The organism is Oerskovia gallyi (assembly GCF_014836745.1).
Lineage (GTDB): Bacteria > Actinomycetota > Actinomycetes > Actinomycetales > Cellulomonadaceae > Oerskovia > Oerskovia paurometabola.
This window is the reverse complement of sequence record NZ_JACSQE010000010.1, coordinates 83,769-106,347: the sequence shown is the minus strand read 5'-3', so window position 1 is coordinate 106,347 and position 22,579 is coordinate 83,769. Positions and strand designations below refer to the sequence as shown.

The 22,579-nt window shown below is 72.9% G+C and carries 27 protein-coding genes and 1 riboswitch; of the genes, 18 read left to right on the top strand and 9 right to left on the bottom strand.

All coding sequences use genetic code 11. From position 1 onward, the window contains the following. The 3 genes from glsA to H9640_RS13305 all read left to right on the top strand — a co-directional run bounded on the left by glsA (position 1) and on the right by H9640_RS13305 (position 3,207). Entirely contained in the window at positions 1 to 1,011 is a 1,011-nt protein-coding gene (gene glsA / locus H9640_RS13315; RefSeq protein WP_191791199.1) for a glutaminase A, read from the top strand. Further along, positions 1,008 to 2,642: an MFS transporter gene (locus H9640_RS13310; RefSeq protein ID WP_318243772.1), complete on the top strand. Its 1,635-nt coding sequence runs from the start codon at positions 1,008 to 1,010 to the stop codon at positions 2,640 to 2,642. The genes glsA and H9640_RS13310 overlap by 4 nt, the downstream gene beginning before the upstream one ends. A gap of 76 nt (positions 2,643 to 2,718) precedes the next feature. Next, entirely contained in the window at positions 2,719 to 3,207 is a 489-nt protein-coding gene (locus tag H9640_RS13305; RefSeq protein WP_191791198.1) for a nitroreductase/quinone reductase family protein, read from the top strand. A gap of 23 nt (positions 3,208 to 3,230) precedes the next feature. Here H9640_RS13305 and H9640_RS13300 read toward each other — a convergent pair whose 3' ends face one another. The 3 genes from H9640_RS13300 to H9640_RS13290 form a co-directional block, all read right to left on the bottom strand. Further along, positions 3,231 to 3,902: a M23 family metallopeptidase gene (locus H9640_RS13300; RefSeq protein ID WP_191791197.1), complete on the bottom strand. Its 672-nt coding sequence runs from the start codon at positions 3,900 to 3,902 to the stop codon at positions 3,231 to 3,233. 4 nt (positions 3,903 to 3,906) lie between these two features. Further along, positions 3,907 to 4,353 carry a DoxX family protein gene (locus H9640_RS13295; RefSeq protein WP_191791196.1) on the bottom strand — a complete coding sequence of 149 codons (447 nt, stop codon included), beginning with the start codon at positions 4,351 to 4,353 and terminating at the stop codon, positions 3,907 to 3,909. 72 nt (positions 4,354 to 4,425) lie between these two features. Further along, positions 4,426 to 5,097 (bottom strand): hypothetical protein, encoded by a 672-nt coding sequence (locus tag H9640_RS13290; protein ID WP_191791195.1) that lies wholly within the window; start codon positions 5,095 to 5,097, stop codon positions 4,426 to 4,428. A 231-nt stretch (positions 5,098 to 5,328) separates the two neighbouring features. On the opposite strand from H9640_RS13290, the gene H9640_RS13285 reads away from it, so the two are divergent. Genes H9640_RS13285 through H9640_RS13275 form a run of 3 tightly spaced genes read left to right on the top strand, consistent with a single transcriptional unit; the run spans position 5,329 to position 8,561 of the window. Then, positions 5,329 to 5,583, top strand: coding sequence for a hypothetical protein (locus H9640_RS13285; RefSeq protein WP_191791194.1), 255 nt, complete (start codon positions 5,329 to 5,331; stop codon positions 5,581 to 5,583). Next, complete coding sequence (locus H9640_RS13280) at positions 5,580 to 7,838, top strand: hypothetical protein (RefSeq protein ID WP_191791193.1); 2,259 nt, start codon at positions 5,580 to 5,582, stop codon at positions 7,836 to 7,838. Before H9640_RS13285 ends, H9640_RS13280 begins: the two co-directional genes overlap by 4 nt. A gap of 12 nt (positions 7,839 to 7,850) precedes the next feature. Next, positions 7,851 to 8,561 carry a hypothetical protein gene (locus H9640_RS13275; protein ID WP_191791192.1) on the top strand — a complete coding sequence of 237 codons (711 nt, stop codon included), beginning with the start codon at positions 7,851 to 7,853 and terminating at the stop codon, positions 8,559 to 8,561. A gap of 40 nt (positions 8,562 to 8,601) precedes the next feature. Here H9640_RS13275 and H9640_RS13270 read toward each other — a convergent pair whose 3' ends face one another. Next, positions 8,602 to 9,009: a type II toxin-antitoxin system VapC family toxin gene (locus H9640_RS13270; protein WP_191791191.1), complete on the bottom strand. Its 408-nt coding sequence runs from the start codon at positions 9,007 to 9,009 to the stop codon at positions 8,602 to 8,604. Between the two features lie 609 nt (positions 9,010 to 9,618). On the opposite strand from H9640_RS13270, the gene H9640_RS13265 reads away from it, so the two are divergent. From H9640_RS13265 to H9640_RS13250, 4 genes are all read left to right on the top strand, one after another. Next, positions 9,619 to 10,059, top strand: a complete 441-nt coding sequence (locus tag H9640_RS13265) for an SMI1/KNR4 family protein (protein WP_191791190.1) — start codon at positions 9,619 to 9,621, stop codon at positions 10,057 to 10,059. Next, a complete protein-coding gene (locus H9640_RS13260) occupies positions 10,056 to 10,460 on the top strand; it encodes a hypothetical protein (RefSeq protein WP_191791189.1) in 405 nt (134 codons plus the stop codon). Before H9640_RS13265 ends, H9640_RS13260 begins: the two co-directional genes overlap by 4 nt. 319 nt (positions 10,461 to 10,779) lie before the next feature. After that, positions 10,780 to 11,148, top strand: a complete 369-nt coding sequence (locus H9640_RS13255; protein ID WP_191791188.1) for a hypothetical protein — start codon at positions 10,780 to 10,782, stop codon at positions 11,146 to 11,148. A 56-nt stretch (positions 11,149 to 11,204) separates the two neighbouring features. Further along, positions 11,205 to 11,498 (top strand): DUF1905 domain-containing protein, encoded by a 294-nt coding sequence (locus H9640_RS13250; RefSeq protein WP_191791187.1) that lies wholly within the window; start codon positions 11,205 to 11,207, stop codon positions 11,496 to 11,498. Here H9640_RS13250 and H9640_RS13245 read toward each other — a convergent pair. Both H9640_RS13245 and H9640_RS13240 read right to left on the bottom strand, forming a co-directional pair. After that, positions 11,488 to 13,248 (bottom strand): SulP family inorganic anion transporter, encoded by a 1,761-nt coding sequence (locus H9640_RS13245; RefSeq protein WP_191791256.1) that lies wholly within the window; start codon positions 13,246 to 13,248, stop codon positions 11,488 to 11,490. The genes H9640_RS13250 and H9640_RS13245 overlap by 11 nt on opposite strands. 98 nt (positions 13,249 to 13,346) lie before the next feature. Next, positions 13,347 to 13,733: an ArsR/SmtB family transcription factor gene (locus H9640_RS13240; protein WP_191791186.1), complete on the bottom strand. Its 387-nt coding sequence runs from the start codon at positions 13,731 to 13,733 to the stop codon at positions 13,347 to 13,349. A gap of 89 nt (positions 13,734 to 13,822) precedes the next feature. Here H9640_RS13240 and H9640_RS13235 point away from each other — a divergent pair, with 89 nt between their 5' ends. Together H9640_RS13235 and H9640_RS13230 are read left to right on the top strand one after the other, a co-directional pair. Next, entirely contained in the window at positions 13,823 to 14,392 is a 570-nt protein-coding gene (locus H9640_RS13235; RefSeq protein WP_191791185.1) for a GNAT family N-acetyltransferase, read from the top strand. A gap of 122 nt (positions 14,393 to 14,514) precedes the next feature. Next, on the top strand, positions 14,515 to 15,063 hold the full coding sequence (locus tag H9640_RS13230) for a DoxX family membrane protein (RefSeq protein ID WP_225227181.1): 549 nt from the start codon (positions 14,515 to 14,517) through the stop codon (positions 15,061 to 15,063). Here H9640_RS13230 and H9640_RS13225 read toward each other — a convergent pair. After that, on the bottom strand, positions 15,026 to 16,495 hold the full coding sequence (locus H9640_RS13225) for a ferredoxin reductase domain-containing protein (protein WP_225227180.1): 1,470 nt from the start codon (positions 16,493 to 16,495) through the stop codon (positions 15,026 to 15,028). The genes H9640_RS13230 and H9640_RS13225 overlap by 38 nt on opposite strands. 196 nt (positions 16,496 to 16,691) lie before the next feature. On the opposite strand from H9640_RS13225, the gene H9640_RS13220 reads away from it, so the two are divergent. From H9640_RS13220 to H9640_RS13200, 5 genes are all read left to right on the top strand, one after another. Next, the gene (locus H9640_RS13220) at positions 16,692 to 17,309 is read left to right on the top strand and encodes a DUF305 domain-containing protein (protein WP_191791184.1); all 618 of its coding nucleotides are present in this window, start codon (positions 16,692 to 16,694) and stop codon (positions 17,307 to 17,309) included. Between the two features lie 101 nt (positions 17,310 to 17,410). Then, positions 17,411 to 18,244 carry an alpha/beta fold hydrolase gene (locus H9640_RS13215; RefSeq protein ID WP_191791183.1) on the top strand — a complete coding sequence of 278 codons (834 nt, stop codon included), beginning with the start codon at positions 17,411 to 17,413 and terminating at the stop codon, positions 18,242 to 18,244. 48 nt (positions 18,245 to 18,292) lie between these two features. Further along, the gene (locus H9640_RS13210) at positions 18,293 to 18,583 is read left to right on the top strand and encodes a DUF4287 domain-containing protein (RefSeq protein ID WP_191791182.1); all 291 of its coding nucleotides are present in this window, start codon (positions 18,293 to 18,295) and stop codon (positions 18,581 to 18,583) included. Positions 18,584 to 18,784: 201 nt separating this feature from the next. Continuing rightward, positions 18,785 to 18,951, top strand: a riboswitch (cyclic di-AMP (ydaO/yuaA leader). 1 nt (position 18,952) lies between these two features. Further along, the gene (locus H9640_RS13205; RefSeq protein ID WP_191791181.1) at positions 18,953 to 19,747 is read left to right on the top strand and encodes a C40 family peptidase; all 795 of its coding nucleotides are present in this window, start codon (positions 18,953 to 18,955) and stop codon (positions 19,745 to 19,747) included. Positions 19,748 to 19,878: 131 nt separating this feature from the next. Next, a complete protein-coding gene (locus H9640_RS13200; protein WP_191791180.1) occupies positions 19,879 to 20,181 on the top strand; it encodes a hypothetical protein in 303 nt (100 codons plus the stop codon). A 55-nt stretch (positions 20,182 to 20,236) separates the two neighbouring features. On the opposite strand, the gene H9640_RS13195 is transcribed toward H9640_RS13200, so the two are convergent. Further along, entirely contained in the window at positions 20,237 to 20,653 is a 417-nt protein-coding gene (locus H9640_RS13195) for a VOC family protein (RefSeq protein ID WP_191791179.1), read from the bottom strand. 228 nt (positions 20,654 to 20,881) lie between these two features. Next, positions 20,882 to 21,685 (bottom strand): sulfite exporter TauE/SafE family protein, encoded by an 804-nt coding sequence (locus tag H9640_RS13190; RefSeq protein WP_191791178.1) that lies wholly within the window; start codon positions 21,683 to 21,685, stop codon positions 20,882 to 20,884. Positions 21,686 to 21,777: 92 nt separating this feature from the next. Between H9640_RS13190 and H9640_RS13185 the strand changes: the two genes are divergently transcribed. Continuing rightward, entirely contained in the window at positions 21,778 to 22,578 is an 801-nt protein-coding gene (locus tag H9640_RS13185) for an AraC family transcriptional regulator (RefSeq protein WP_191791177.1), read from the top strand. Position 22,579: the final 1 nt, after the last annotated feature.

Below are 22,579 nucleotides of genomic sequence, written 5' to 3'. Positions count from 1 at the left end.
ATGGACGTCGACGACGTCGAACAGGTGGCTGCGACCGGGGCGCTGCCCCGGTGGGACCGCGTCGAGCACCTGGTCGTCGAGGCGCACGCCCGGTACCGCGACCTCACGGCCGGAGCCGTCGCCGACTACATCCCGGTCCTGGCCACGGCAGACCCCGCGCTGTTCGGTGTGAGCGTCGCCGTGGTCGACGGCGAGATGCACGAGGCGGGGGACACGGGCGTGGAGTTCTCGGTGCAGTCGATCTCCAAGGCGTTCGTCTACGCACTCGTGTGCGAGGCCTACGGGCACGACGCCGTGCGGGACCGCGTCGGTGTCAACAACACCGGGCTCCCGTTCAACTCGGTCATGGCGCTCGAGCTCAACGACGGGCACCCCATGAACCCCATGGTCAACGCCGGCGCTCTCGCGGCGACCGCGATGATGCCTGGCGGGACGCCCGCCGAGCAGTGGGAGAACGTCCGGACGGGACTCTCGCGCTTCGCGGGCCGGTCGCTCGAGCTCGACGGCGTCGTCTACCGGTCCGAGTCCGAGACCAACATCCGCAACAGGGCCATCGCGCGCCTGCTCGAGAGCTACGGACGGATCCAGACCGACCCGCTCGAGGTCGTCGACGTGTACACGCGCCAGTGTGCGCTGCGCGTGACGGCCCGCGACCTGGCAGTCATGGGCGCGACTCTTGCCGACGGCGGGGTCAACCCCGTCACCGGGGAGCGGGTCGTCTCGGCGCAGGTCTGCCGGGACACCCTCGCGGTGCTGGCCTCGACGGGCCTGTACGAGCGGTCGGGGGAGTGGCTCTTCGAGATCGGGCTCCCCGCGAAGTCGGGGGTCGCCGGGGGCGTCGTCGCGGTGGCGCCGGGAAAAGGGGCGATCGGGACGTTCTCTCCACCGCTGGACTCCGCGGGCAACAGCGTCCGGGGTCAGCGCGCGACGGCCTACCTGTCCCGCGCCCTCGGGCTCAACCTCTTCGCGTCGTCCGTGCACGTCCCGGAGAAGACGGAGTCCCGCTCGTGAGCCGTGTCGGCGAGGAGCCCACCGCCACCGAGGTCCGAGGGTCCTGGGTCCCGATGGTGGGCCTGTTCCTGGCCCAGGTCCTCATGTCGTTCAACGTCGCGGCCCTGCCCGTGTCGCTGGGCGGGATGGTCGAGGAGTTCGGCGTGCCACCGACCGTCGTGAGCTCGACGATCGTCGTCTACGGGCTCGCGGTCGCGGCGCTCGTGATGACGGGGGCGAAGCTCGGTCAGCGGATCGGGTGGGTCGTCGTCTTCCGTGTCGTGGTGGCGACGTTCGCCCTGTCCGCGCTCATGATGATCCTGTCGCCCACCGTGGGATGGGCGATCGCGGGCCAGGCGGTCGCGGGCGCGTCCGCCGCGATCATCGTCCCGGCGCTCGTCGCGCTCATCGCCGAGAACTACCACGGGCCCCAGCAGGCGACGGCGATCGGGTCCCTCGGCTCGGCCCGGGCGATCTCCGGCGTGAGCGCCTTCTTCATCGGCGGCGCGCTGGGCACCCTGGTCGGGTGGCGCCCCGTGTTCGGGATCGTGCTGCTCCTCGCGGTCGTCGTGTTCGCCTTCAGCTTTCGGCTGCGCTCGGACCGCGGCGACCCGGGCATCCGGATCGACCTCGTGGCGGCCGTCCTGATCGGCGCGGCGATCGTCCTGCTGACCCTGGGGTTCAACAACCTCAACGCGTGGGGGCTGCTGTACGCCTCGCCCGACGCGCCCTTCTCGGTCGTCGGGGTCTCCCCGGCGCCGCTGTTCGTCGTCGTCGGTGTCGTGCTGGGGCAGACGTTCTTCTGGTGGACGCGGCGACGAGCGGCAGCAGGGAAGGTACCCCTGGTCGACCTGACCGTCCTCGGGTCGTCGAGCGAGCGCGCCGCGGTGTACGCGATGTTCGTCGTCGTGGCGCTCGAAGCCGCGCTCAACTTCACCGTCCCCCTGTACATCCAGATCGTGCAGGGTCGCACGCCCTTCGACACCGCGCTCGCGATGATGCCGTTCAACCTCACGGTGTTCGTCACCGCGACGCTCGTCGTGCGCTTCTACGGGCGGTTCAGCCCGCGCACGATCGGCGTCTTCGGGTTCGTCCTGACGACGGGCGCGCTCACCTGGCTGTCGTTCGTCGTGACGAACAACTGGGAGACGGTGCCGACGATCCTCGGGCTGCTGGTGTTCGGGGTCGGGCAGGGCGCGCTGGTCACGCTGGTGTTCAACGTGCTGGTCACGGCCGTGCCGAAGACGCTCGCGGGGGACGTCGGGTCGATCCGCGGGACCACCCAGAACCTTGCGTCGGCCGTCGGTACAGCGGTCGTCGGGGCGCTGCTCGTGACGGTCCTGGGCATCAGCGTGGCCCGCTCCGTCGTCGAGCACCCCGAGCTGCCGCCGTCGCTCGTCGCGCAGGTGGACCTCGACAACGTGAACTTCGTGAGCAACGACGAGCTGCGCGAGGTCCTCGAAGAGACCGACGCGAACCAGGCCCAGGTCGACGCGGCCGTCACGATCAACGAGCAGAGCCGCCTCGACACGCTCCGCATCGGTCTGCTGATCCTCGCGGGCGTCAGCGCGACCGCGGTCCTGCCCGCCAGCCGGCTCCCGCGCTACCGACCCGGGGAGATCCCCGACCCGTCGCCCGAGCCCGCGGTGTGACACGACGCCTGGTCGGGGCGCTCGGGCAGGGGCCCGCGGCCGCGCGCACCGCGGCGACCCCGGCCATCATGGGGGCATGACCTCCCTGTTGCAGGTCGTCCGCTCCCTGGTCGCCCCGCTCACGCGCACGCGGGCCTTCCGCAGGGCCGGGCCGGTCGTGCTGCCGCCGGTCGAGCGGTTCCTCGCGCGCGTGTCGGGCGGGCGGTGGCAGATCAGCGCGATCCTCGTCCCGTCGCTCGTCCTGCACACGACGGGCGCGCGGTCGGGTGAGCCGCGCAGCACGTACCTCATGTACACGCCCGACGGTCACGGCCGGGCGATCGTCGCGGGCACGTCGTTCGCGCGCGACCGGCACCCCGCGTGGACGTACAACCTGCTGGCGCACCCTGACGCGTCGATCACGGTCCGTGGCCGGGACATGCGGGTGCGGGCGACGCTCGTCGAGCACGACGACGAGCGCGAGGCCGCGTGGGACCTGATCCAGGCGCAGTGGCCGGGGTACAGGGCCTACGAGCGGGACTCGGGGCGCGTGGTCCGCCTGTTCCGGCTCCAGCCGGTCGCGTGACCGGGGTGCCGAGGGGCGGGTCGTCACCCCAGCGGCCCGACGACGGAGCGTTCCCCGGGCAGTCCCGTCGCCCGGTCGAGGGGCTCGCCCCGTCCGCGGGGCCACTCGCGGAAGTCGCGGAACGCGACCGGCACGCCGTGCGCCACGGAGAAGTCGGCGCTGTCCGTGACCTGCAGGTGCACGTGCGGCTGGGTCGAGTTCCCGGAGTTTCCGCACTCGGCGAGCGGCTGCCCGACGCGCACCTCGTCGCCCTCCCGGACCCGCAGGGACCCGCGTCGCAGGTGGACGAGGGACACGAACGCGCCGGGGCCTCGCAGCGCGACGGTCACGTGGTTCCCGGCGACGGCGTGCACTCCCTCGCGCAGCCGAGCCGCGGCCCCGAACGCGTAGGGCACGAGCGCCGCCTGGGAGCGACGGGCCGCGTGGTCCTCCTCGCCGTCGTGCACCTGGACCACGACGCCGTCCGCCGGCGCGAGGATCGAGCGACCGAACGCGACGAAGCGCTCGGGAGGCTCGGTCGCCAGGATGGTGCGCCAGTCGCGGACGGTCGCCGTGCGGCCCCGGTCGTCGACGCCCACGAAGTCGATCGCGAACCGCTGGCCCAGGACGTCGACGCCGTGGCTGGGCACGCGCCGGGCCGGGCTGTTCTGCACGAGCCACCGCCCGCGGAACGGCAGCGCGAGGGTCACGGTCATGCGGTCAGGGGCGGTCGGTCCGCGCACGTCGCAGGGCGCTGAACGCCCCCGTCGACCACAGCGCCCACGCGACGAGCACGGGCTGGAAGAACAACCGCCCGAACCGCTTGGCGTCGGTGTCGAGCCCGAACCCGTCCTTGTGCTCGAGCCACTGCCCGATGTTCCCGGGAAAGATCACGACGAAGAACGCCGCCGCGACCAGCCCCACCGCGACGCGTCGCCTCGAGAGCACCACGAGGGACGAGCCGAGCGCGATCTCGACCGCCCCCGACGCGAGGACCGTGACGTCCTCGTCCACCGGGAACCAGTCCGGCACCTGGGCCTGGAACTCCTCGCGCGAGAAGGTCAGGTGGCTGATCCCGGCGAACACGAGGGCCAGTCCGAGCGCGACGCGCCCGATCCGGCGAGGCAGGGTGTCAGGCGGTGGGTCGGCGGTCAGCAGTTTCGTCATGCGGCCATGGTCCTCGCGGTCGGGGCGGCTGGCATCCGGGAGGCTTCCTGGCACGGCGCCCGACGGCGGCGCTCACCTCGGGTGGGCCCGGCCGCCCGGGTCGAGCATCCAAGCCGTCAGCGCCTCGACGGCGCGTTCCTCGCTCCCGTCGGGTCCCCACCAGCAGGGAAAGGTCGACCCGTACCGGGCGAGATCCTCGTGCCAGTCCTCGATGCACCGTGCGCGCAGCTCACGCACGGACGCGCTCTGCGTGGCCTCCTCGTCCCAGACGTCGAGCCATGGCCGGACCGTGAGGCTCGCGATCGCACAGCTCGTGAAGACCTCGCGGATCCGCCCGAAGGACGGCGCCGTACGGAGGGTGTGCCGCCACCAGGTCGTGAGGAAGCCCTCGACCGACCGTCGCTGGTCGTCGGGCCACCCGTGCCAGCCCGCTGCGACGAGGCCCCGGGCGCACCACCGGGCGTCCGTGGCCCTACCGTCGGCGAGCAGTCGGACCAGCTGCGGCAGGACACGGCGGACGAGAGCCGGCTGGTCGGACCAGTGGGTAGGGTCCTTCGCCGCGACACGTTCGACGAGCTGGTCCGGGAGCAGCGCGTTCTCCGACCGGAGCAGGGCGTCCTCGGGGTCGCTGAAGCACCGTGCACACCCTCGGTCGAGGGCGGAGGCGTCGACGCGGGACGCCGGGCCGCCGAAGAGACTGTCGATCCGGGCGACGGCCGCGGCGAGGTCGTTCACGTGGAGCATCGAGGTCTTCTCCAGGGCTCCGGTCGTCGCGGCCTGCCGAAGAGCAGGACGCTACCAGGCCCGCTCGGACCAAGGCTCGTCCCGTGGTCGTGGTGAACCTGCGGCTCGCCGTCCGCGGTCGGGACCCGCACCCGGGCGGGTCCGGAGTTCCGCTAGTGTGCGGCCGTCGGCAGGGCGCTTCCCGCCGCACAGGGGGATGCAGGGGGTTGTGTGGTGGCTGGGGATCTGAGCGTGTCGTTCGAGGCGTTGGCGAGCGGTGGCGCCCGGTTAGTGTCGCTGGCGGGGCAGGTGCCGGAGCGGGTACAGGCGTGGTGCGAGGACGTGGGGAGCGCGGCCGTGGCTGCGGCCGTGGAGGAATGGGCGTTGTGGTTCTCGACCGACCTTCTGCTCGCACGCGGCGAGGTGGACGGGTTGGCCGCTCACGCGACGGGGGTCGCGGAGGCGATGCAGGAGGCCGACGGGGCGCTGGCTCGGGTCATGTCGTGATCCGGTGGGACGAGGAGGACCCGGGGGCGGGCGTGATGATGGGCCCGCTGGGGTTCGCGGCGACCTTGCGCCGGTGCCAGGACGCGCTGACGCAGGTCGCGGCGGGGGTCGAAGGGGTGCGCGGGACGCTCGGTCCGCAGACGTGGGACGGTGAGGCCGCCACGGCGTGGCAGGTGGAGGCGGGGTCGGTGCGGGCACGCCAGGCGGGGCTGGCCGAGGTGGTCGGTCCCGTGCACGCCGCGCTGGAGAGGTACGCGGACGCTGTCGTGGCCCTGCAGTCGCAGGTGGTGTTCCATCGGCAGGTACGTGAGGACGCCGAGCGCATGCGTTACGCGATGGGCGGGTTCGATGCGGGGGCGAGCCCGGCGGTCGTGGCGCGCAAGGCGATGCTCGCCGACCAGGCCGCGCAGGAGGAGCACGCGGCGAACGCTGCGTTGCGCGACCTCGCGACCCAGCGTCAGGCGCTGGACGAGACGCTGGTGGCCGCGCTGGCGGTCCCCGCGTCCTCGGGGTGGGCCCAGCGCAAGGAGGTGTTGTCCCGAGCGGGGATCACCGGGGTCGAGGCGCTGAGCACGGCCAAGCTCGTCGATGCGTACACCCGGTTCGCCGACCAGGCCCTGGACGGCGACCTGAAGAGCGGGGACGTGACCTACCTGCGGGGCTTCTTCGACGCCTGGGGCCAGGACCCCGTCGTCATGGACGCCTACTTCCAGGCTCTCGGCGGGGAACGGACGCGTGACCTCGTCAGCGCCCTCGGGACGGCCATGGGGGGCGTGGGCGACGAGACCGTCGACCCAGGTCTGCTCGCCTCGACCGCCCTTGCGCTCCGCGCGGGTCTCTCGACCGGTTCGCAAGGTTGGAGCGGGAAGCAGGCGGCATCGTTCGTCGACGGCTTGCTGCACCGCGCGAGCCCTGTCGTGGGCGGATCGTTCTCGACGCTCGGATGGATCTTCGGCGACGCATCGGGAGCGCCGATGGGGCCCTCGCTGGCCGTCGCGGCCGCGGACCGGCTGGACGCGTGGGAGCGCCCGACCGAGCGGGTGGGGGTCACAGCGGTGATCGACCAGAGCGCGGTCTCCGGCGGTCGGTACCTGAGCTGGAACGACCACCCCGACGTCGCGGGTCGAGCACCGTCGGACGATGCGACGGGTCGCGTGTTCGAGACGCTGGGTCTGTACCCGACAGAGGCCATGGCGTGGCTGACGCCCCAGAACGGCGACACTGAGATCGACTGGGGGCGGGTCGACTACTGGTTCGGCGTCCGTGACTGGGCCACAGGGACGACCGGGGACGGCTTCGCAGGGCCGGCTGCACTGTGGGCCGGGGCACTGCAGGTCGAGGGCGGACGGACAGCCGAGGTTCCCGATCCTGGGATGGAGAAGCGGTCGGCTGCTCTGACCGGGCAGGTCATGGACGCCCTGGGGAACAACACGTCCCTCACCCCGGTCGGGGTGGACGACCTCGGCGCACGGAACCTCTACCGTGTCCTCGAAGTTCACGTACGGGACTTCGCGATGTACCCGATCACGCACGAGTCCGAGGCGCAGAAGGGAACGGTCGTCGTCGGTGAGAGGGTTCTCCTCTCGGACGGCTCGTATCACTCCGTCCCCAACGTCTCCGATGCCGCGCTCGGCAAGGTCATGGGGATCGTCGGCGAGAACGGGTCCACGCAGAGCGCGCTAGGGAGGCTTCTCCTCGGCGAGATAGACCAGTACGGCACCGACGCGGCCAACGGGCGCGGGCCGACCCTCGTCGACGTCGCGACGCACGTCACGAGTCTGGAGGGTTTCGCCGAGGGGTCCGGCAACGGCGCCGCGTATCTCCGGGCGGCCTACCACGACGAGCAGAACCAGGCGTTCGTCGACGTGGCCTCGTCGGCCGTCGGTCTGGTGCCGGTGTCGGCTCCCGGTCTCCAGCTCGGCGTGGACTTCGTGGCCGGGGAGGCGGTGACAGCGGTCGGCAAGCAGGTGACGGGTTCCTCCTGGCTCAACTCCCGGGCTGCGGCCGGTGTGACCGGCGACTCGAGCATCGAGTCGATGCTGGTCGACCGGCGTGCCGCTGTCGGGCAGCTGCTGGCCGAGCTCGTCGCGACGGGACACCACGACCAGGAGTGGGACGCCGCCGTAGGACGCCATGTCGCGGCCGGGCTGCCCTCCGCCGAGGCCGAACGGCTTGCGATGACCGATCTGGTCGACGCCGCGGTGAACGCAGGCCGGGCCGGAGCGAGCAGCGGCACGCCGGACTACAGGGACTGACGAGGAGACGAGATGACAGTGACCGTGCGGGATGGCGCGCTGGGCGTCGTGGGCGTGCTGCTCGGGGTGGTGGTGCTGGTGGGGTGCTCTCCCGTGCCCGCCGGGCGTGAGGGGCCGTCGGACCTGGCGACGCCGGGGATGCGGTGGGAGGGGGGTGAGCCGTCGGGGCCGTTGGAGTCCGACCCGTGGGTGCAGGCGGTGCGGGCCTCCGAGCTGAACCGGGCGTTGGCGGTCAATGCGCACGACTTCAGCGATCCGGATCTGTGGAGCACGACGACGCCGGCTCTGGTCGAAGGCACCGAGACGCTCGTGACGGGCCGAGCGAAGGAGGAGCCCGACGATCACCTGGTCGTCCTGGCTCCGTTGGCTTTCGATCCGATACGGGTCGACGCCGATCCCTCGGGCGAGCGCGCGACGGTAGTGGTGTGCGAGTTCGCGGGAACCTGGGTGTCCGCGCAGGACATGTCGGTGGACGGCGAGGCGGAGTGGAAGCACTACGCGTACGAGGTCGTGAAGGGTGAGGACGGTCGTCTGCGAAGTGGGCTGGGGGAGCTTCCGCAGGACCTCGTGGACGAGGGGGAACGGACTCGTTCGTTCGCATGCGTGCCGTCGCAACGGAGCATCGGGTGGTTCGATCCTGTGCCCGTGGTCGAGCCTTTCGAGCCCGAGGACGTCGTCAAGGGCAGCCCGTCGGGTGCTTCGAGTCAGTCACCGCCCGGGTGAGGTGGGTGGTTCGAGGCTCTGTTCAACCCCGAGGCGCAGATCACGCCAGGGGCTCGAGCAGCGCCTCGTACGGTGCCGTCTCGACCACTCCCCGGACGGCGCGGGCGAGCTCCACGTCGGCCGTCACGAGGGCATCGCCCTGGAGCTGTGTGAGGGCCACGTACTCGGCGTCGTAGGTCGAGGCCCAGCCGAGCCGATCAGCCACCGTCCACGCGGTGCGGCGCAGCACGCCGTCGCCGAGGAGCCGGATCTTCAGACGGCCGACGCGGGCCAGCCGCTCCCGTCCGACCTCGACGGACAGGTCACCGCGATGCACGGCCTCGTGCAGAGCGGACAACGTCTGCGACCGCAGGAGGGTCGGCGCGAGCAGCTCGTGCGTGTCCGAGACCTGGGCGTCGTCGGCGACGAGCCGCAGGACCGTGCCGGGGTCGATGACGAACCGGGTCATGGAGCACCTCGCTGGTCAAGGGCTGGTCAGGGGCTGGTCAGGGGAGGAGGGGACGTGCCTCCGCCATCGTCCCGCTCTACGGCGACCGGCGCACCCGGGTGCGTGACGTCGTCGGGCAGCGCGGGGCGAGCGTCAGGCCGTGACGCGCACGCGGAGCGGCGTGAGGGCTCCTGCCGCGAGCGGGGCCGCGCACCGCGGAGGACGGCCTCGGGGTCGTCCCCGTGGAGGACGGGGTCAGCGCTCTCCCGGCGTCGTCGAAACAGCGTCCGCAGACCCGCGGCGGTACCGGTCAGGTGGGCGATCTCGCTGACGGTCGTGGCCAGGTCGTCGTCGGGGAGCATCGAGGACTCCTCCAGGACTCCGCCCGCGAACGCCGGGCGAAGAGGGGACGTCGCCAGGCTCGTCGGCTCGCTCAATGGGAATGCGAGGGAACGAACGGAGGATGGGGCGATGCGACTTCCGGGGCCAGATCCCTTCGATCCGGTGAGTGTGGAGGTGGCTCCGGACGGGAAGAGGTGCGTGCCTGGTCATGGTCCCGCGCCGGCGTGACGCGCGCACCCGGGCACGTGACGCCGTCGGGCTGTCCCAGGCCCCGGCTAACCTGCACGTATGGTGCTGACCCCCGACCTCCTGGCACGGCTGGACGCCGCGGTGGCCCTCTACGGCGCGGGCGAGCCCTCGACGTGCGACGAGATCGAGGAGGCCGTGAGCGGCCTCGACGTGGTCCTTGACCCTGGGTACGTGGAGGTGGTCGGGCGGCACGGCGGGTGCTTCGTGGGCGTCCCCGTCCACGGCCTGTGCAACGCGTCCCCGCTCGAGGACACCGACGTCGCGGCCCTCACGCGCGCCTTCCGCGCGGACGGCTGGGCCGTCGCGGACGAAGGGCTCGTGATCGGGTTCGACGGCTCGGGCAATCCCCTCGTGATCACGAACGACGGCCCCGTCGTGACCTTCGACCACGACACGGGCGAGCGGCACACCCTCGCCGAGACCTTCGCGGACCTGCTCGACCAGAACCTTCCCGACCTCCCGCCCGAGGCCGGCCGATGATCGTCACGCAGCGCAACGTCCTGGGCGGCCCCGACCGGGACCTCACCGCCGCGACCGTCCTGCGCCGCGCGCTCCAGGCCGAGTGCGCCCCGCTCGACGTCCCTGGCCTGGACGAGCTCGACCTGATGCTCGCGCTCGGCGGCTCGGTCACGCCCTCGGCCGGTCCGGCTGGGGTCCGCAACGTCCGGTTCTCCCGGTCGCGGCGACGGATCACCGCGACGGTCGTCGTGCCCGCGCACGAGCTCGACGCGACGACCCCAGAGCTCGACGCCCTGCTGCCCCACCTCGCCGAGCTCGCGGCGACGGTGGCCGCGCGCTGCGCCCCCGACGCCCCGGACGCGGTCCGTGCGGCGCTCGCGGGCGCTTTCGAGCGGGCGGTCGCGACGGCGACCCGCGCCTGAGCGGAGCGGGGAGTCGAGGCGCGGGCGCAGTCCCGGACGCCGGTATCGGCCGTGGGACGATGTCGCGCATGACCGAGCTGACCCTGCACGACGACGCGAAGCGGCGCATGGTGCGCACCAACCTGATGCTCATCGGGATCCTGGCGCCGCTCCTCGGGCTGAACGCGGTCACGCTCGCGATCACCACGCGGAGCATCGCGCTCCCGCTCGTCTTCCTGGGCCTCGTGCTCGCCATGATCCCGCTGACGTACGCCCTCGCCCGCCAGGTGGCCGACAAGTCGCGCGTCACGTTCGGTGACGGGACCCTCACGGTCCAGGGGTGGGGCGGTCGAAGACGTTCACGGTCGAGGACATGGAACGCGTCGTCACGATCGACAGCATGGGATTCGCCGGCGCCGCGCCCACCCATCACCTCGTCGTCGTCGGACCGCGCAAGCGTCTCCTCCTGCTCGTGGGACAGATGTGGGACCGCGAGCAGCTCTCCGCCCTCGCGCTCGACCTCGCCGGTCGCGGCGTCCCGCTCACGCCGATTCGTCAGCCCGTCACGCCGACCCAGCTCCGTGCCCTCGACCCGCGCCTCGTGCCGTGGCGCCAGGCCCACCCCGTCGCCGTCAGCCTGCTCGTCGGCCTCGGTGTGCTCCTCGTCCTCGTCACGCTGTTCGTCGTCGTGGTCGCGATCCTGGTCTGAGCTGCGCGCTCGGCGCAGGGGCGGCGGGCGGCGCGTCCCCGGGGGATGCTGGGCGGATGGAGATCGAGGCCGTCGGCGAGGTGTGGCACTGGCGGGGGCCCGCGCCCTTCCACTTCGTGACCGTGCCCGACGCCGAGAGCGCCCGCATCCACGAGGTCGCGGCCCTCGTGACCTACGGCTGGGGCATGATCCCGGTCTCGGCGCGCATCGGGGGCACGACCTGGACGACGTCGCTGTTCGCCAAGGACGGCCTGTACGTCGTGCCGCTCAAGGACGCGATCCGTGCGGCAGAGGGCGTCGAGCTGGGCGACACCGTCACCGTGCAGCTGACGCTCGACGTCACGCGCTGAGGGGATCCCGGGGGGCCGTGGCCCCGGCGGCGCTCGCGGCCGGGGACCCGGTCCCGGCCTGTGCCCGCGCGACGTGCGAGCGCGCGTGCTCGATCGCGGGCGACAGGTCGGCGAACAGGTGCTTCTCGTGGCGCAGCTCGTCGAGCACGCCGACGCGTGTCAGGACAGGTAGGTGGGCGGGCTGGATGCCCTTGACCAGGACCGTGACGCCCGAGCGCTCGAGGTCCGCGACCAGCTCGCCCAGCGCGTGGGCGCCCGTCGCGTCGACGAGGCGCAGGTGCGAGAGCCGCAGGACGACGACGAGGGCGTCCTGGTCGTCGCGGATCTGCGCGTGGATGCGGTCGGACGCACCGAAGAACATGGCACCGTCGAGCCGGTAGAGCGCGATGTGCTCGTCGCCCGGCAGGGCCGGTCCGGGCAGCGGCTCGCGGTGCACGGCCGCGGCCTTCGCGACCGACCGCAGCGCGAAGAACGCCGCGACGAGGAGCCCGATCTGCACGGCCTCGATGAGGTCGACGGCGATCGTCACGACCGCGGTCACGACGAGCACGACGGCGTCGGCCCGGGTCGAGGTCAGCACGGCACGGAGGGTCGCGACCGAGACCATGCGTGCCGCGGTGACCATGAGGACACCGGCCAGGGCCGCGAGCGGGATCGCCGAGACGGGTCCGGTCGCCAGGTAGATGACGCCCAGGATCACGACCGAGTGCACGACGGCCGCGAGCCGCGTCCGGGCACCCGCGCGCACGTTGACCGCGGTCCGCGCGATCGCACCCGTCGCCGGCATGCCGCCGAACACGCCGCTCGCGATCGACGCCAGGCCCTGGCCCACGAGCTCGCGGTCGGGGTCGTAGCGGTGGGAGCCGTCGTCGGGCACGGTCGTGGCGCCCGACGGTCCGCGTGACGGCCTGACGGTTCCGGAACGTGCGGGCCCGCCCTGCGCGGGCGACGGCATCGCCGCTGCGACGCGGGCCGAGAGGAGGGACTCGATCGCGGCGAGCGCCGCGACCGCGACCGCGGGGCCGATCAGCGACCGCAGCATGCCCGCGTCGAGGTGCGGCACGGTCGGGAGCGGCAGGGAGTCGGGCAGGATGCCGATGCGTGCGACGGGGGCGCCCGTGAGCTGGACGACGACGGTCGCGAGCACGACCGCGACGAGCGACGCGGGCAGCGCGGGTGCGACGCGCGGCAGGACCAGCATCACGACGGCGACGAGCGCCACGGTGCCGAGCGTCCACAGGGCCGCGGGGCCGTTCGCGAACGCGGCGACGACCGAGTCGACGGCGACGACCAGCGGGTTGCCGCCCACCGTGCCCGTAACGCCCAGGGCCGCGGGGACCTGCTGGAGGAAGATGATCGCGGCGATCCCGGCCGTGAACCCCTCGACCACGGGCCACGGGATGAACGTCACGACGCGCCCGAGCCGCGTCACCCCGGCCAGCAGCACGACGACGCCCGCGAGGATCGCGACGAGCGGTACCGCCGCGGGGCCGTGCTGGGCGACGATCGGGGCGAGGACGACGGCCATTGCGCCGGTCGGCCCGCTGACCTGGACGCGCGAGCCGCCGAACACCGCGGCCACGATGCCCGCGACCACGGCCGTCACGAGCCCAGGACCGGGTCCGACCCCGGCACTCACACCGAACGCGAGGGCGAGCGGCAGGGCGACCACGCCGACCGTGATCCCCGCGAGGAGGTCGGCGCGCAGCGTCCGGGGCCGCAGGTCGACGTCGGCCCGCGAAGGGAGCAGGTCGCGCGGGGACCGGGCGGAGCGCGGTGAGCGGGCCGAGCGGGTCGGCGGGTTCGAGCCGACGGGCAGGGGCGGGCCTGACGGCCGGGGCGCCCGGGTCACTGCCCGGTCCGTTCGCTCTCCCCTTGGAGGGGAGGCAGCTCGTCCGCGGCGGCGAGCTGTCGCCCGGACGCGTCGAGAGTCTCGCGCAGGAACGCGCGCGCGACGACGAGCAGCTCGGCGACGAGCGGCCGGCTCAGCCGGTAGACGACCGTGTTGCCCGTGCGCGACGACGTCACGACACCGGCGCGCTTGAGCACGGCGAGGTGCTGGGACAGGACCGAGGCCTCGACGCCCGTCGCGGCGAGCAGGTCGCTCACGGGGGCCTCGTGGCCGGTCGCGGCGCTGAGCACCTCGAGCGCCTGGATGCGGGTGGGGTGCGCGAGGGAGCGGAACAGCTCGGCCTTGATCGCGTAGAGCGGCGCCGTGGTGGCGGTGGTGGGCACAGGACCTCCTGGAGACTTGGCGAGTTTAGCAACTCCTCAATCCATCGTTCTTCTCCGCTCGCCTCCTTCTCCCGTGGCATCATCGCGGCGTGCCCCTCCTCACCGAGCCCACCGTCCGCCCCGGCCACCTCAGCGCACAGCCGATGCCCGTCCTCGCGGGCGACGGGCTGACGCTGCGCCCCTGGGTCCGGGCCGACGCCCCGACCCTCCTCGCCGCGTACCAGGACCCGGCGATCCAGCTCTGGCACGCCCGCGCGATGGCCGACCTCGCGGAGGCCGAGGGGTGGGTCGACTCACGGCACGAGCACTGGGTGCAGGAGGCGGCCGGGGACTGGGCGGTCGAGTCCGACGGCGTCGTGGTCGGCCGCACCGCCCTGCACCACCTGGACCTGCACGAGGGCGGGGGAGAGGTCGGCTACTGGGTCCTGCCTGCCGCGCGGGGCCGCCGGGTCGCGCCCCGGGCCGTCGGGCTGCTGGTCGCCTGGGCGTTCGAGGACCTCGGCCTGCACAGGCTGCGACTCGTGCACTCGACGCGCAACGAGGCGTCCTGCAAGGTCGCGCTCGCCGCGGGATTCGTGCCCGAGGGCACGCTCCGGGAGAGCGGCAAGCACGTCGACGGCTGGCACGACATGCACCTGCACGCCCGCCTCGCGGGCTGATCCCGGCCTCATCTGGCCCTCATCAGCGGTGGCTACGCTCGCCGAGCCATCACCTATCCGGACGTCACGGCGCTTTCTCCGCAGAGCGCCGCCTGTCCGCACGCTCTCGACGAGGAGACCAGATGCCTGCTGCCGGACCCCAGACCTTGCCCTCGCCTGCCTTGCCTGCCTCGACGGCCCTGACCGGCGACCGGCCCGCGCGGCCTGGTCTCCTCGGGCGGTCGGACGCCGTGGCCGTCGCCCTCGCCGCCCACCTGACGCGGTGGTCGGTCCCCGCGCTCCGGGTCACGCTCGGCCTGGTGTTCCTGGGATTCGGGGTGCTCAAGTTCTTCCCCGGGGCGAGCCCCGCGGAGCAGATCGTCACGCAGACGGTCGGGGCGCTGACCTTCGGCGTCGTCGAGGGGACGGCGGCGGTCGTCCTGACGGCGGTCGTGGAGACCGTCATCGGGCTGACGCTCTTGACGGGGCGATGGTTGAAGGTCGGCCTGGTCGTGCTCGCGGTCGCGCTGGTCGGCATGATGTCACCCGTGGTGCTCTTCCCCGGCGAGCTCTTCGGCGACGGCGTGACGCTCCTGGGCCAGTACGTCCTCAAGGACGTCGTGTTCGTCGCCGCGGCGGCCGTGGTCGCGGCCGTCACGCTCGGGGCACGGCTGACGTGCGACGCGCGCTGACGCGCTGAGACCTGCCGCAGCCCGCCGGCGCCCCGCTCGTGACGCCGTCGGGCGGGGGGTGGTGCAGCGCGCCGCAGGAGTCCCAGATGGCGCCGAACGCGGGGATGCCCCGCGACTCGAGGCCCTCGACGACCTGGAACGTCGTCGGACGGTTCGAGATGCAGATGACGGCCTCGGCGCCGGTCGTGCGCACCGCGTCGAGCGCGAGGGCCACGAGGTCGGGCTTGCCCAGCGCGCGCGTGTCCCACACGAGGGCGTCCGGCAGCGACTGCGTGATCTCGCCGACGAGCCCGGGGCCGAACGTGGCCTCGGGCGTACGGGTGACCCAGACCAGGTGGGCGGGCGCACCTGCGAGCAGGCTGGGCAGGCACGGGCCGATCCCGCTGCCCGTCGTGATCCACACGACCTTGCGGAAGAGCTTGCCGACGTTCCCCGCCCCGGCCGTGGGCACGCCGCGGACCCACACGTGGTCCGGCGGGGAGTCGATGAACGACCCCGTCCAGTCGCCCGCCCGGGAGATCGCCAGACGCAGCTCGGGTCGGCTCGGCGTGACGAGGTTGGCGAACGGGTGCCACTGCCCGAGCGGGTGCCGGGCGATCGTCGTCGAGGAACCCACGAACGTCTTCGGGTCGTGGTGCAGACGCACGATCGCGACGTGGGACGAGGGCGTGTGCACGTCCACCGCGACCTTGCGCAGGTGCAGCCACGGAAGCCCCACGCACACGACCACGACCGCCAGGACCCACGTCGCGGGGGCGGAGAGGATCGCACCTGACGGGTCGTCCGGCGACAGGTCGCGCGCGAACAGGACCGTCAGGGCCGCGAAGCCCGCGAGGGTCGACCAACCACCGAGCCGGTGGCTCATCTCGAACAGGTCGTGGCGCCTGCGGCGCAGCGGCGCGGTGGCCAGGGCGGCGATCGTCAGCAGCAGCAGCGCGAGGACGACGACGACCCCGAGTGTCGGCCCCGACAGCTCGCCCCGCCCGTCCGGGCTCAGCGCGGTCGCGGCGAACACCGTGAACCACGCGGTCGCGGAGATCGCCGCGCCGACGTGGATCCCGCCCAGGTGGTAGACCTTCGCGAGCCCTGCGCGGACGCGCAGGGGCCACGTCACGGGCGCGCTCGTCGCGAGGCGGAACAGCAGGTTGACGACGTGCTGCTGCCGGATCACGGCCGCGGCCCCGAGGTTCAGCGCGGCCGCCGTGAGGGTCAGGTCGAGACGCGCGGGCGACGACGTGCCGGGGAGCACCGTGACCGCCACCGCCACGTTGATCGCCAGGACCAGGACGACGAGCCGCACGTACGGCATGAGCGCGGGGCGCGTCCACAGGCGCCGCCACCCCGTGAGCAGGGGCGGCAGGTCGGCCTCGTCGGAGGCGCGCGCCAGGGTGGGCGTGGCCGGAAGGTGGTCTGTGGACAGGGGGGAAGTCATACGGTGGCCTCCTCGTCGAGTGCGCTGACCATACTGTGACGGGGACCGCCGGGGCGCGGGATCCACAGGGTGATCTGGCGGCGCACCGCCCCGTGGAGACACAGCCGGCTCCCAGACTTCGCACCTACCCTGGTCGGACGCTCGCCGGAACCGGCGCCCGCGTGCCCCGGCGATCCCGAGACACACCGGAGTCCTCATGAAGAAGCTGCCCGTCGTCCTCACCGCGCTCGTCCTGACCGCCGCCCTCGCGGGGTGCTCGACAGCCGACGGGTCGCCCGCCTCGGGGGACGACAGCGCGTCCGCCGCGAGCGGCTCGGCGGGCACCCCGGCCGAGGTCAACGACGTCGACACGCACTTCGTCGCGATGATGACACCGCACCACGAGCAGGCCGTCGAGATGAGCGAGATCATCCTGGCGGTCGACGGCGTGAGCGAACCGACGCGCGACCTCGCGCAGCGGATCCTCGACGGGCAGGCCGAGGAGATCGAGACCATGCTCGGCTGGGCCGACGCCTGGGCCATGGACGACCTCATGCAGATGCACTCCGTGCACGTCGCGAACGGCATGCTCACGAGCGACCAGATGGGGTCTCTCGCTCGCCTCGCGGACGCGAGCGCGGGTGACGCCACGGCGGTGGCCGCGGCCGAGAAGACGTTCCTCGAGCTCATGCACTCGCACCACGAGGGTGCGATCGCGATGACGCAGGGCGAGATCGAGGGCGGCGGGCACGCCGAGCTCCGGGACCTCGCGCAGGTCATGGTCGACGTGCAGACGGCCGAGATGGCCGAGATCGACACGCTCCTCGGGCGGTAGGTCGCGCTGCGTCGCGGGCGTGGGCGGTGGACCGATGAGTTCCGGCCCTCCGCACGGTCCACCCCCTCGACCATCCGCCGTGCGCACTCCTGGAGGTTCCCGTGACCGACACCCCGACCGTCCCTGCGACCGCCCGGACGCTGCGGGTCCCGGGCGCCACGCTCCACCACGAGGTCAGGGGCCGGGGGCCGCTCGTGGTGCTCGTCGGCGCGCCCATGGACGCCGACGCGTTCGCGCCGCTCGCCGACCTGCTCGCGACCGACCACACCGTCCTGACGACCGACCCGCGCGGGATCCACCGCAGCACGGTCGACGACCCGGACCAGGACACGCCGCCGCAGGTCCGGGCCGACGATCTCGCGCGGCTCCTGACCCACCTCGACGCGGGCCCCGCGACCGTCGTCGGGTCGAGCGGTGGCGCCGTGACCGCGCTCGCTCTCGTCCAGTCGCGCCCCGACCTGGTCAGGACGGTCGTCGCGCACGAGCCGCCGCTGGACGCCCTGATGCCGGACCGTGAGCGGCTGCACGCCGCGACGCGCGAGCTCGTGGAGGATCATCGCGCGGGTGACGTCGTCGGGGCCTGGCGGAAGTTCTTCGCGATCGGCGACATCGACGTCCCGGACGGGATGGTCGAGCAGGTGTTCGGCGGCGAGCGCGACCCGCAGCAGGTTGCGGACGAACGCTTCTGGTTCGCGCACGACCTCCTGGGGACCACGCTCTTCGAGCCCGACGTCGAGGCCCTGCGTGCCTCTCCCGTCCGCGTGGTCGTCGGGGTCGGCGAGGACTCGACCGGTCAGCTCTGCGACCAGACGTCGACGGCGCTCGCAGCCCTGCTCGGCACCACGACGACGCTCTTCCCGGGCGACCACACGGGCTTCGTCGACGACCCGTCGGCCTTCGCCCAGCGTTTGCGCAGGGTGCTCCGCACCGCTTGAGCCGCCCCGGATCGACCGCCCACCCGACCCACAGACACGAGGAGCACCATGTCATTTCAGGCCTACCTGGACGCCGTCGAGGACAAGACCGGGCTCACCCCCCGCCAGCTCGTGACGATCGCGCAGGAGAAGGGCTACGACGACCCGTCCGTCAAGGCCGGCGTGATCGTGGAGTGGCTCAAGGAGGACTACGGCCTGGGGCGCGGCCACGCGATGGCGATCGTCCACGTGATCAAGAAGGGGCCGACGATCGACAGCAAGCACGTCGGCTCGACCGGCACGCACCGCGACGAGTCGGACACCCTGTGGCTGGACGGCAGGGCGACCAAGCCCGCCTGAGCCCGGCTCGGCCGGTCTGCCCGACGGCGGCTCGCACCTTCCGCGTGCGGGTGCGGTCCGTCGTCGAGGTGGACATGTGTCCGACTCGCGAGGTTCGTTACCTCATTGTGACAATCCCGTGGTTGCCATGTACGGTCGATTCTGCTCCGCAGAGAACCTTCTCGCTGGAGTGCTCCGGTGGACGCCGAACCCTGTCACCTCCGGAGCCACGAACTACACCCATGGCAGGGGTGGGGGACCCAATCTTGTGGGCACCGGAGACGGTGTCCTTGGGGTGAAGCCGGTCGGACCTCGGTCCGCCCGGCCGGGCAGAAGATTCTCCGGCCCGAACCCGACAGCTGACCTCTCAGGCGTCCAGGAGAAACACACGTGACCTCACGCCCACGTGCGCGCCACCGTGCCGCGCACCGCCCCATCACCCCCTTGACCTCGCTCGGCCGGTCTGCCGCGTCCGGCGCCAACGCCGTCGTGCGTCGTAGCGCGGTCGTCGCCGCCTCGTCCGGCCTGCTGATCTCGGTCTTCACGGCCCCCGCGAACGCCGCCCCTGCCTCGGACGAGTCGAAGTCCATCGGCTCGGTCGACCTCGCCGCCGTGACCGCCCAGGCCCGCGAGGCCCTCCAGACCAGCCCCGCGATCACCGTCGCCGCCGACGCGGTGCTGCCGATCGAGCAGGCCTCGGTCGCGGTCACCCCCGCTCCCGAGCCCGAGCCCGAGCCGGCGCCCGCGCCGGTCGCTGCTCCCGCCCCCGAGCGTTCCGCGGCCGCTTCGCGCAGCGTCGAGCGCGCGCAGCCCGCAGCGGCCAAGGCCGTCGCCGCCCCGGCGGCCTCGGCCTCCGGCTCGGCCGCCGTCGACATCGCCCTGAAGTACGTGGGCGTGCCCTACGTCTACGGCGGTTCCTCGCCGAGCGGGTTCGACTGCTCCGGTCTGACGCAGTACGTGTACGCGCAGCTCGGCGTCTCGCTGCCCCACCAGTCGGGTGCCCAGCGCGACGCGGGCACGCCCGTCTCGGCCGCCGAGGCCCGTCCGGGCGACCTCATCTGGACCCCCGGCCACGTCGCGATCTACGCCGGCAACGGGATGCAGATCGAGGCCACGACCCCGGGCAGCACCGTCAAGCACAGCAAGATCTGGCAGAACAACCCGACGTTCATCCGCGTCGGCTGACCCGCTGCCCACGAGGCCCCGTCCACAGTCCTGTGGACGGGGCCTCGTGCGTTCCCGGCGCGTCCTGACCGCCCGACGGCAGCCGGTTCCTCGCTGACGGGGAGCGGGCGGGCGTCGGTATGCTCCACGCCATGCGGATCCCCAAGGTCGTGGTCGGGTGGACGGTCGCGGCCGTCGTCCTCGTCGGGCCGTTCGTCGTCTGGGTCGCGACCTGGACGACGACCGAGCTGACGTGCTTCACCGAGGACGACCTGGTCTCGCACACGAACCGCTCCACGACGTACTACGAGGTGCGGACGTCCTGCGGGGTGCTCCGGGTCACCGAGAACCGCCAGAGCCGGTTGGACGACGCGATCGACGCCGGGCAGACGTACCGGATGACGATCGAGGACCGGACCATCGTGCGGTGGCTGATCGATGTCGAGGAGACGTGAGGGTGCCCTCGCGTGCGCCTCGCCGTCCGGCTCGCTCGTGAGCGCGGGCGGAGGGTCAGCCCACGAAGAGGCAGAACGGGTGCCCGGCCGGGTCGGCGTAGACGCGCAGGGGCTCGACCGGGTCGTCCGACCGGTCGCGCAGCAGGCGGGCCCCCAGGGCGACGGCGCGCTCGTGCTGGACGTCGAGCGTGTCGCGGTCGGGGACCGTGCAGTCGAGATGGACCTGTTGCGGGACGGCCGGGTCGGGCCAGGTCGAGGGCGGCAGGTGCTCGACCTGCTGGAACGCCAGGGGGACGCCCCCGGGCGAGCGCAGCACGAGCCAGTCCTGCCCGTTCGGGTCGGCGGCGCCCTCGGCCGGGGGCTCGTCGCCCGGGCGGTACTCCAGCCCGAGCAGGGCGCGGTAGAACTCGGCGAGGCCGCGGGCGTCGGTCGTGTCGAGCACGACCTGTCGGACGGTCGGGAACGTGGTCATCGGGCACCTCCGTGGGAGGACGGTCTGGCGGGACGACGTCGTGGTGGCGCCGGACCAGGGTCTGCTTCCTGACCTTCTCGAACCGGTCGGCGGGCGACCGGACGACCCGTGTCCGTCCCTGCCGTCAGGTCGGCCACCTCTCCGGAGTGTGGCACGGGACCGGCGACGGCACTCGCCGAGGGAGGTGCCCACCGTCCGGCCGGTGCCTGACGGAACGGTTCGAGCCCGTCACACGACGACGGTCGCCACGAGGACCACCGCGAGCAGCACCAGGTAGGCCCGGGCGTGCACGCGGTCGGGCATCCGGCCGACGAACCGGCGCGTGAGCACGATCCCCAGGACGGATCCGACCGCCAGGCCGACGAACGCCGAGAGGTCGACGTAGCCGAGGTGGCCGGCCCCGACGACCGACGCCGACGCGCCCCCGGCCACCACGTAGGTGATCGAGGCGGCGACGGCGACGGGCAGGCCGAGCGGGTTGGCGAGACCGGCGGAGTCCGTCATGGACCAGCCGTGGCGGCGGAAGAGCGGGACCGTCATGACGCTGCCACCCACGCCCAGCAGTGCCGCGACCGCGCCCACCGAGGGCCCGACGACCAGGGTCGTCGTCCGGCCCAGCGGGCGCGCGGGTCGTGCCGTGGCGAGGAACCCCGGGCGCAGCACCGCGTGGAGGAGCGTGACGGCGAGGTAGACGACGAACGCCCATCGCAGCACCTCGCCCGGCACGAAGCCGGCGACCGAGGCGCCGAGCGCCGCGCCGATGGCGATGAACGCCGTGAGGGGCCAGAGCGCGTCGGTCCTCAGTGTCCCTGCACGGTGCTGGGCGAACGTCGCGACGCCCGCGTTGACGACCATGACCGCGGACGAGGTGGCGACCGCGACGTGCATCCCCAGGTCTTCGGTGAGCGGTGCGGATCCCGGTCCCGAGAGGAGCCAGAGCAGCAACGGGACGATCATGAAGCCGCCGCCGAAGCCGAAGAGGACGGTGGTGACGCCGGTGAGGCATCCGGACAGGAGCAGGACGAGAAACATCAGGGTCCACGCTAGGAAGCGAACCCGTGGCGTGCATCCGCGGAAGTGCCAGGTTCCTTCGCGATCACGCCAGGGCTCGCTAGGGTCGTGGTGTGCGCAACACCCCGATCGACCAGGTCGACGACGTCCCGCGAGACGTCGTCCCGATCGGCACCGACTACGCGATGGGCGAGGTGCTCCCCCCGCACCGTCACCGCCGGGCACAGCTGTTGTACGGGGCGACCGGGGTCATGCACGTCGAGACGGACGACGGCAGCTGGGCCGTCCCGACGCACCGCGCCGTGTGGATCCCGCCGGAGACCGTCCACCAGGTCACCATGTACGGCGTCAGCACGTGCAGCCTCTACGTCGAGCCCGTCGCCGCGCCGTGGGGACCGGCCACGTGCGAGGTCGTGACGGTCTCGCCCCTCGCCCGGCAGCTCCTCCTCGAGGCGGTCGACCTGCCCGCGGAGTACGACGAGCACGGCCGGGACGGCGCCCTGGTGCGGCTGCTCCTGTTCGAGGTGTCGCGCATGACGCCCCTGCCGCTGCACGTCCCGCTGCCGAACGACCGTGCGCTGCTCGCGATGTGCCGCGCCTTCCTCGACGCCCCGGACGCCCATGCCTCGCCCGCGACCTGGGCGGCCGCGCTGCACGTGAGCCTGCGGACGTTCAACCGCCGTTTCGGGGCGCAGACCGGCCTGACCTTCGACCGGTGGCGACAGCGTGCGTGCGTGCTGGCCGCCCTGCCCCGGCTCGCGGCGGGGGAGTCCGTGACGCGCGTCGCCGGCGCGCTGGGGTACGAGAGCCCGGCTGCCTTCTCGACCATGTTCCGCCGGGTGCTCGACGCGAGCCCGCAGGACTACCTCGGCACGGGTGCGCGCCCTGGTCCTCGCGGCCCCGTGGCATCCTGAC

Coding starts and splice junctions, on each gene's coding strand:
- glsA (WP_191791199.1), top strand. CDS start 1: ATGGACGTCGACGACGTCGAACAGGTGGCTGCGACCGGGGCGCTGCCC.
- H9640_RS13305 (WP_191791198.1), top strand. CDS start 2,719: ATGACCTCCCTGTTGCAGGTCGTCCGCTCCCTGGTCGCCCCGCTCACG.
- H9640_RS13300 (WP_191791197.1), bottom strand. CDS start 3,902: ATGACCGTGACCCTCGCGCTGCCGTTCCGCGGGCGGTGGCTCGTGCAG.
- H9640_RS13295 (WP_191791196.1), bottom strand. CDS start 4,353: ATGACGAAACTGCTGACCGCCGACCCACCGCCTGACACCCTGCCTCGC.
- H9640_RS13290 (WP_191791195.1), bottom strand. CDS start 5,097: ATGCTCCACGTGAACGACCTCGCCGCGGCCGTCGCCCGGATCGACAGT.
- H9640_RS13275 (WP_191791192.1), top strand. CDS start 7,851: ATGACAGTGACCGTGCGGGATGGCGCGCTGGGCGTCGTGGGCGTGCTG.
- H9640_RS13270 (WP_191791191.1), bottom strand. CDS start 9,009: ATGACCCGGTTCGTCATCGACCCCGGCACGGTCCTGCGGCTCGTCGCC.
- H9640_RS13265 (WP_191791190.1), top strand. CDS start 9,619: ATGGTGCTGACCCCCGACCTCCTGGCACGGCTGGACGCCGCGGTGGCC.
- H9640_RS13260 (WP_191791189.1), top strand. CDS start 10,056: ATGATCGTCACGCAGCGCAACGTCCTGGGCGGCCCCGACCGGGACCTC.
- H9640_RS13250 (WP_191791187.1), top strand. CDS start 11,205: ATGGAGATCGAGGCCGTCGGCGAGGTGTGGCACTGGCGGGGGCCCGCG.
- H9640_RS13230 (WP_225227181.1), top strand. CDS start 14,515: ATGCCTGCTGCCGGACCCCAGACCTTGCCCTCGCCTGCCTTGCCTGCC.
- H9640_RS13225 (WP_225227180.1), bottom strand. CDS start 16,495: ATGACTTCCCCCCTGTCCACAGACCACCTTCCGGCCACGCCCACCCTG.
- H9640_RS13220 (WP_191791184.1), top strand. CDS start 16,692: ATGAAGAAGCTGCCCGTCGTCCTCACCGCGCTCGTCCTGACCGCCGCC.
- H9640_RS13210 (WP_191791182.1), top strand. CDS start 18,293: ATGTCATTTCAGGCCTACCTGGACGCCGTCGAGGACAAGACCGGGCTC.
- H9640_RS13200 (WP_191791180.1), top strand. CDS start 19,879: ATGCGGATCCCCAAGGTCGTGGTCGGGTGGACGGTCGCGGCCGTCGTC.
- H9640_RS13195 (WP_191791179.1), bottom strand. CDS start 20,653: ATGACCACGTTCCCGACCGTCCGACAGGTCGTGCTCGACACGACCGAC.
- H9640_RS13190 (WP_191791178.1), bottom strand. CDS start 21,685: ATGTTTCTCGTCCTGCTCCTGTCCGGATGCCTCACCGGCGTCACCACC.